This window comes from Acinetobacter rudis (genome assembly GCF_000829675.1).
Taxonomy (GTDB): domain Bacteria; phylum Pseudomonadota; class Gammaproteobacteria; order Pseudomonadales; family Moraxellaceae; genus Acinetobacter; species Acinetobacter rudis.
Genome location: NZ_BBRX01000103.1, coordinates 1 through 7,816, shown reverse-complemented (window position 1 = coordinate 7,816; position 7,816 = coordinate 1). Strand labels below are relative to the sequence as shown.

At 38.4% G+C, this 7,816-nt stretch carries 6 protein-coding genes and 1 pseudogene; 1 reads left to right on the top strand and 6 read right to left on the bottom strand.

Annotated elements, in window-relative coordinates:
* Together Aru01_RS17365 and Aru01_RS17360 are read right to left on the bottom strand one after the other, a co-directional pair.
* Nucleotides 1-436, bottom strand: a pseudogene (locus Aru01_RS17365) (RNA-guided endonuclease TnpB family protein); the annotation flags it as partial.
* A 259-nt stretch (nucleotides 437-695) separates the two neighbouring features.
* Nucleotides 696-2,039, bottom strand: a complete 1,344-nt coding sequence (locus tag Aru01_RS17360) for an aspartate aminotransferase family protein (protein WP_016655881.1) — start codon at nucleotides 2,037-2,039, stop codon at nucleotides 696-698.
* Between the two features lie 180 nt (nucleotides 2,040-2,219).
* Between Aru01_RS17360 and Aru01_RS17355 the strand changes: the two genes are divergently transcribed.
* Nucleotides 2,220-2,993, top strand: coding sequence for a DeoR/GlpR family DNA-binding transcription regulator (locus tag Aru01_RS17355; protein WP_016655880.1), 774 nt, complete (start codon nucleotides 2,220-2,222; stop codon nucleotides 2,991-2,993).
* A gap of 107 nt (nucleotides 2,994-3,100) precedes the next feature.
* Here Aru01_RS17355 and Aru01_RS17350 read toward each other — a convergent pair whose 3' ends face one another.
* From Aru01_RS17350 to Aru01_RS17335, 4 genes are all read right to left on the bottom strand, one after another.
* Nucleotides 3,101-5,830: a TonB-dependent receptor gene (locus Aru01_RS17350; RefSeq protein ID WP_040331175.1), complete on the bottom strand. Its 2,730-nt coding sequence runs from the start codon at nucleotides 5,828-5,830 to the stop codon at nucleotides 3,101-3,103.
* A gap of 79 nt (nucleotides 5,831-5,909) precedes the next feature.
* The gene (locus Aru01_RS17345) at nucleotides 5,910-6,371 is read right to left on the bottom strand and encodes a YbaN family protein (RefSeq protein WP_016655878.1); all 462 of its coding nucleotides are present in this window, start codon (nucleotides 6,369-6,371) and stop codon (nucleotides 5,910-5,912) included.
* Nucleotides 6,372-6,579: 208 nt separating this feature from the next.
* Nucleotides 6,580-7,554: a FecR domain-containing protein gene (locus Aru01_RS17340; RefSeq protein ID WP_016655877.1), complete on the bottom strand. Its 975-nt coding sequence runs from the start codon at nucleotides 7,552-7,554 to the stop codon at nucleotides 6,580-6,582.
* Nucleotides 7,555-7,562: 8 nt separating this feature from the next.
* A partial coding sequence (locus Aru01_RS17335) for a sigma-70 family RNA polymerase sigma factor (RefSeq protein WP_042111683.1) occupies nucleotides 7,563-7,816 on the bottom strand: 254 nt, incomplete at its 5' end.

Below are 7,816 nucleotides of genomic sequence, written 5' to 3'. Positions count from 1 at the left end.
CCTCTACAAATGAGCCAGTCTTTACCGTGTATTTTGATAGTCCATAGCTATCCCATACTTTAAATTGAAGCTTGCCATATTGAACAAAACCATCAGCGCATTTGATTGCAGCCTTTTTAAAGGGTATCCATCCTAGTGAACGCCTAGCCGATTTCTTGTTACTCACACGCCATTTAAGTTTGGCTTTTTTAAATTGCTTTCTACGTGTAACCAATTCTTCTGTAATTGCTTGAATAGTTTGGCTATGCAAATTACAGAGTTTTGATGTACCCGAAGTATATTCATTAACATCGTAGGCGCTAAAAAAATGCCCTGTACGTTTAAGATGTTTGAAGCACAAATCATTCACATAGTTCCAGACAAAATTAACCTCTGATGCGAGTTGGTCTAGCATCTTGCAATGTTTGTCTTTAATACGTAACTTGAGTGTTTTCATGTCTAAACTATAGCAGTTTAATAGGCTAAAAGCCTTATGACTTATGGTATATGCTACACTGAGCGACAAAATATATCGTATGGCTTGCGCCAGTCGCTTATATCCTCACCCTGAATGGTAAGGTTTTACGCTCCATTGGATAAATTGAATCAGCTGGTTATATTGCTTTAAGGGATGACTGATCATGTAGTCATCGCTATGTCCTATGTAAAAAACCCCACTGAAACTTAAGCTCCAGTGGGGGGATGAATAGATCAACTTAACCCTTGAGTTTGCTTAATGACTGGTCAAGCGCACCCACTAACCAATCAATGTCTTTTTCCTGAAATGCCAGTGGTGGGCGAAGTTTAAGTACATTTCCATAAGGGCCTGCAACAGAAGTTAATACGCGATGAGTATTTCTAAGCTCTTCGATAAGATCTAATGCTAAGGCTTTATCTGCTTGCTTGGTCGAACGATCTTTAACTAATTCAAAACCAATAAATAAACCTGCGCCACGGACATCACCAATGCACTCGTGTTTATCCATTAACTTGGTAAGCTCTGACTGTAGTTGTGCGCCAAGTTTTTGACTATGTGCCTGTAACTGCTCTTCCTGAATCACATTTAGCACAGCTTGAGCTGCTGCCATTGCAACTGGATTACCACCAAAGGTATTAAAATAAGGAGTCTGATCACTAAAAGCAGCCAAGACATTACTTTTAGCCAATAAACCAGAGACTGGAATACCATTACCCATAGGTTTACCTGTAGTAATTACATCAGGCACTACCCCATGACGACCAAAGCCCCAGAAAGAGTCACCAGTGCGCGCAAAGCCAGGTTGAACTTCGTCAGCTATAAAAATACCGCCATTTGCATGTACTACATCAATTGCTTTCTTCAAAAAGCCAGGAGGGTTTGGCATTACACCATCCGATGAGAAAATTGAATCTGCTAGAAAACCAGCAAATTTAATCCCACTGGCTTTCATATCGTCTATTTGCATCTGAATTTGCTGTGCAAACCATTCACCTAAATCATTGGTCTCTATACGATATGCATCTGGAGCTGGTACGACACGCGTAGTTGGCGCTAAAACTTGACCTGAACCTAATGCAGGTGAACAGCCTGAGGTCAATCCACTTGTACCATGATAAGACTCTTGAGATACGATGATTCCTGTACCGCCACTAAATGCTTGTGCAATTCGGATCGCTAAATCATTTGCCTCGGAACCTGTGCACATGTACATTGCACGATCAATTTCATCTGGCGTTGTTGCGAGTAAATCTTCGGTGTAGTTTAAAATGCCTTCATGCAAATAACGTGTATGGGTATTTAGCATTTGCATTTGCTCATGTACAGCATTGATCACGGCAGGATGGCAATGTCCAATACTTGCAACATTATTATAAGCATCTAAATATTTGTTGCCTGCAGCATCCCAGAGGTATTGTCCCTCTCCTTTTACTAAATGCACAGGATTACGATAAAACAAACGATAAGACTCACCTAAAACTTGGCTACGCTTATCGGTTAATCTACGTGTTTCTGGGTCTAAATCAGCTGAATTTTCACTTCGAAAGCTATTCGTATCCATGATTGTTGAACGTGTCACCATCGCGATCTCTCCTAAATATTCTTAATCGAATTTGATCTTCTGAGCAGATTTTCATCATAATTGTCTTTTTTTAAAAAAGCAATAAAATACACAAATACTTTTTTATACACAAATAATTCACTTCATTTCATATTTAACTGTACTATTGGCGTTATTGTTTAATTGTCGGATTATGCACACATGCTGCAACAAGAACGTTTTCATCGGATCCAAGCATTATTGAGCCAACTACAACGTTTAAGTACAGAACGTGTTATGAGCGAATTAAATATTTCTCGTGAAACTGCACGACGAGATATTATTGAATTAGAAGCATTGGGATTAGCAAAACGTGTCCATGGAGGCATCATTTCAATTGAGCCCACATCTGAAGCACCATTAACGATTAGAACAACACAGCGCGCTAAAGAAAAACGGGCCATCGCACGAACGGCAATACAACAGTTATCAGCTGGGCAAACCGTATTTATTGATTCGGGGAGTACAACATCTATTGTGGCTGAAGAACTGAGAACCTTATCTGGTTTAACCATTATCACCAACAGTTTGCACGTGGTGATGAATTTAACGATGGCAATGGAAACAGAAACACTCAATCACGAAATTATTTTACTGGGTGGTCGAGTACACCAACGCCCTCAAACCCAAGGTGATTTAGTTATTCGAGAAATTTATCGTTATAAAGCGGATATTGCGTTACTTTCCCCTGTTGGAGTTTGCCCACAACACGGGATCAGCAGCTTTTATACGGAAGAAGCCAATATCGCTCAAGCAATGGTTCAACAAAGTCAAAAAGTCATTGTTTTAGCTGATCATAGTAAATTAGATATCACTAGCCGAGTGCAGTATGCAACAGCTCAAGAAATTGCCCTGCTAATTACGGACCAACAAGCAAAACAACAGATTGCACTCGCAAAATATAAACATGCCTTTTCAGAAGTAGTATTTGCTTAAATCAATAGCAAAAGCAGCTTAAACCTATATATCGTTTCACCTCAAGCCAAACTGACAGACACACATAAAATCCGGTGCTGTCAGATAAAGCTTAAGATCACGCAACATTAAAACTTAAATTCAACCCCAGCTTTCATGGTACGACCAGGAATAGGCATACTAATTACAGTGCCTTGATCATAGTTATAACGGTTGGTTAAGTTATCAACATTAAATGAAAATTCGAGGTTAGGATTAATTCGATAACTGGCAAATACATCAACGATAGTTTCTGAAGAGAGTTCAGTAACGGCACGTCCTGCAATACCTGTCCCCTGTAACCAATCTTTTGGATTACTTTTCTCTGAGTGATATTTTGCGCGTGCGCCAACATTTAATTTATTTTCGAAAAAGCTTTTCCCAACAGTGATATTAAAGATTTTTCGTGGTGGCAATCGAGTAGTGATTAAACTCCAAGCGCCGCCAACCTGATTACATTCGTGTTTAGAGTCTGCACACACTTTAGGTGGTTGATATAAAGTACCATTCAAACTCACATAAAAACTCGGATGCTTATAGGCTAAATCAAGTTCAACGCCTTTAAGTACCAATCGATCAAGGTTTTTAAACGTATATGAAGTGGTATAAGGAAGTATAAACTCTGGTGTGATTACACTCGGGATGTCTTTTTTAACGGCTTCTTGTGTTAAAAAATCATTGGTCTGGTTTCTAAAATAATTTAAATTAAAACTGAGCTGATCATTTTCAACAAACAAATTATCGCGTTGACCAATAAAACCAAATTCAACAATTCTTGAATTTTCTGAGCTTAGAGGTAAATCGGGATCATATGAAAACGTCTGACCCGAAACACTAGATTCGAACAAACTCGGACTACGATACATACTTGAAAGTTTAGTATAGACATCTATTCCGTTAACAATTTGATAGTTAAGCTGCCCCATCCAGTCAAATTCACCTTTATATTTACGTACAGCATAACCGTTGTCGCCCAGATCTGAATTTTCTACTGAACGCATGGGTATATTCTGGTCTGCATAATCTTCAACTTCAGCCTTATGCCACTTTGTTCCTAAACTTAAAGTAAAATCATTAAAATGATAATCACCATTTAGAAATGCTGAATACTCTTCACGTTGTGCATCTCGTGCAGCTTCTTTACCATACAGATTTCTGGGTTTCATCCGTTGTATATCATAGGTCAAACCATAATTAACGATGAGGTCATCTGCATTAAATTTGCTGGTATTTTCTAAATTTAGACCACTACGATAATCCTGATAACTACCACGATACTGATCACCCTGATGAGCAGAGTTACCAATACCGTTATGCTGATCGTATTTACCTTGGGTTTGCCACAGACCAAACTCTAAATCAATCAGATTATTATTTTTAGGTTTATAGGTATAATTCATACTGTATGCATTTACAGCTGCTTTCCCCATCGGCCACTGTGCCATATTAAAAGTATCTGGTATTTCTGCTTGAGGCACATAAACAATAAATCCATTAGAATCACGCATAAAATTACCATCCTCATCTTTCAAGTAATGTCCCGGAGGTGAGTTTGGGTCTTTTACCGGATAACGTCCCCAATAAAATGACAACACTTCTCCTGCTTTTTGAACATGGCGACGCGTGTTAAGTTCAATACGATGTTCATCGGTTAAATTGATTCCTGCCTTAATAATCCCAGAATCACTTTGATATCCAGTGTTGACCACCTCTTGGCCTGGATCTAGTTCAGCCATATCTTTTTCTTTGTAAAAGTCTGCACCATGTTTACCAGCAAAATAGTTTCCAACTTCACGTTTACTATAGGCTGCAATCAGATCTACGATGTCATTTTTAAAGGCAAATGCGACTGTACCTGCACCATTTTGAAAATTTGATGAAGCCAGTTTATTGCGAATAATATAATTGCCTTGGTCTTTTTCATTTTCAGCGATTTCAGGCGTTTTATTATTATTATAAAAACTGCCTTTTAACATTACACCACTTTGACGGCCAGGAAGTAATATATCATCCACGCCTAAAGTACGCATTTTGACAATACCGCCAATTCCCCCCACACTAAACTTTGCGCGTGAAGCACCCTTTTCCACCTCTATATCACTAATTAAATCCATATCGATATAGGTACGGTCACTTTCTCCTTGATAGCCACGAAAGGTGTGACTCGATTGTAAGCTACCATCAATCACAATCGGTACACGACCTTCCCCCTGTATACCACGAATACCAATATCTAATGCACCTGCTTCATTACGCATACTATTTACTTGTAAACCAGCAATGTCTGAAAAAACATCACCATTACTTGTACCACGGAACTGATTAATCTGTTCACGGTTTAAACGCGTTGTATTCACCTGTTTATTTTGTTCAGCAGTAAGTACGATTGTGGGGAGGATTACAGCATTATTTTGGATTTGATGCTGAGAAACAGATGGACGCTCGTTCGATTGAACATGAGTAGGCTGATTCGATATTACATTTGATTTAGCAACTAGAATGTAAGTTGAACCTTGTTTTTGCACACGATAAGGTTGATTTGCGAGTAAATAATCAAAACCCTCAGCAACACTATAATGACCTACAATCCCGTCACTCTGTTGGCCTTTTAAGATACTCGAATCAAAACTTAAAACCACGCCTGCTTGCGCAGCAAAACTAGATAAAACATAAGCTAGTTGATTTGCAGGGATCTGGAAGTATTGTTCAGAATCTTTTTTAACTTGTATTTGAGCTGATGCAGATGCTGATTCAGCATAAACCCCACCAATACATAAGCAGTGTATCAGTACTGCCAGACTTTGCTTTTTGAACTTCATAAGAATACCCATCAAATGTTAATGATTTTCATTTTCAGTAAGTATTACCCGTTGAGTTTTTGAAATATGACATTAAAATTTATTTTTTTTCTGATCTGGTCCAAATCCAAATTAAAACCATCGACAACACTACCAATAAACTCAGTTTTATATGCGGGTGTATCGAAGCAATAATCAACATGACTGCGCCAAATAAGATACTCAGAGAGAGGATATATTTTCGAGGTCTAGAAATATGCTTAAAGCCTCCACTGTATTGAGTCAGCAATATCCGAATAAAACGGTTTTTATGCATCCAATGATGTAATCTCGCCGAGCCTCTAGATGCAAAAACAGTGGCCAAGAAAAGAAAATCAAAGGTAGGAATGCCAGGAACAACGATGCCAAATACTGCAAGGATGAGACAGAGTATTGCCAGAATGACGCAAATCCCTCGAACAATAGCGGAGGAATGTAGTTTTACCGTTTTCTCTGAATTAGTTGCTTCAGCAGAGATCTGACGCTTATCTTGTTGTTCGGTCAATGGTGAAGAGTTCTTCATACCACATCTACATCATGATCTAAGTATTCAAAAAAGTTGACTACTTTTCGCTGTCTCACACATGAATGGATATGCCTAAATGAACTGAAGCTTTCATTGTTCCGATATGAAACAAGGTTTCTAAGTACTGGTAAAATCGTCATCGCACTGCTCAAGTTAATTAGATTCAGTTGTATTACCCGCCCAAACGTTAAAAACTGACATTTTTTTAATTATTTTTAACTTTTTCAGCCTTAGTTTGAATCCACATCACATGGTCACCCATATAACGCTGAACTTTTACTGGATAACTCAGCTCAAGCGCATTCTGCAAAGCATTAAAATCATTCACTGGATATGAACCAGAGACTTTCAACGATTTTAACTTTGGATCGATCTTTATATACTGATGCTGATAACGTCCAATCTCCTGCATCAATTGTTCAAGCGACATTTCAAATGCCATAACAACTTGATTTTTCCAAGCAAATAAGTTTGGATCCAAGTCGTGAACCACTTTAAAGTTTTGCTGATCAAAACAAAGTTGTTGACCTGCATGCAGTATTTTACTTTGTTTGGAATCTTTCAAACTGACCTTAACCGCACTCTCTATTACGCCTAAACATGTTTGGTCTGCATTATTTTTTAAATATTGAACATTAAATACAGTACCTAACGCTTGTAAATTGGCAGATGGTGTTTCTACAAAAAATGGTCGATAAGGCTGATGTATTTCATGTGCAGTTCGAATTTGTATTTCACCATAATGAAGTTTTAAACTGCGTCGTTCAGCACTATAGTGAACATCTAATGCTGTATTGGTGTTGATTTGAAGCTGTGTGCCATCTTCAAGTTCGATATGCTTTTGCTGTCCCACAGCGGTACTATAATCTGCTAACCACCGTTGTTGATCACCTAAGCTCCAGAGCATCCCGCCACCAAAACAAAAAATACCGACAAGTAAAAGGCGTGAACCCAATTGCAGTTGTGAATTTTTTTTACCTTTCTCAATCAGTTGCTGGCCATCGTCAGGAAAGTCACTTAAGCTCATGAGTAAGCGCTCTGCTTTCTCCCATGCTGCTTGATGTGCAGAACTTTGTTGTTTCCATTGCTCGAAGCGTGTTTGATCAATTTCCGTCAATGTGCCTTGTTGTTTTTTTAATATCCATTCAGCTGCCTCTTGATAAATTTGTTGCTGCAACATGCCTGTTTTTAATCCATTACTGCTAAACATTGTGCTAATACACTGACTGAATCACGCATCACTGTTCGTGTCGAAACATTGAGTCGTATTGCTATTTCTTGTTGGGTTAAACCTTCAAGCTGTGACCAAATAAAGACCTGTTGCTGACGCTCAGGGAGCTGATTCAAAAGCTGATTAATCAAACACAATGATTCGATTGCACAAATTTTTTGTTCAGGGGTAATTTCATCATATTCTGGTCGAATTGCTAACTCTTCAAGAT

Bases quoted from the DNA above. Each gene is read 5' to 3' on its own strand.
- Aru01_RS17360 (WP_016655881.1), bottom strand. From the start codon at position 2,039: ATGGTGACACGTTCAACAATCATGGATACGAATAGCTTTCGAAGTGAA.
- Aru01_RS17355 (WP_016655880.1), top strand. From the start codon at position 2,220: ATGCTGCAACAAGAACGTTTTCATCGGATCCAAGCATTATTGAGCCAA.
- Aru01_RS17350 (WP_040331175.1), bottom strand. From the start codon at position 5,830: ATGAAGTTCAAAAAGCAAAGTCTGGCAGTACTGATACACTGCTTATGT.
- Aru01_RS17345 (WP_016655878.1), bottom strand. From the start codon at position 6,371: ATGAAGAACTCTTCACCATTGACCGAACAACAAGATAAGCGTCAGATC.
- Aru01_RS17340 (WP_016655877.1), bottom strand. From the start codon at position 7,554: ATGTTGCAGCAACAAATTTATCAAGAGGCAGCTGAATGGATATTAAAA.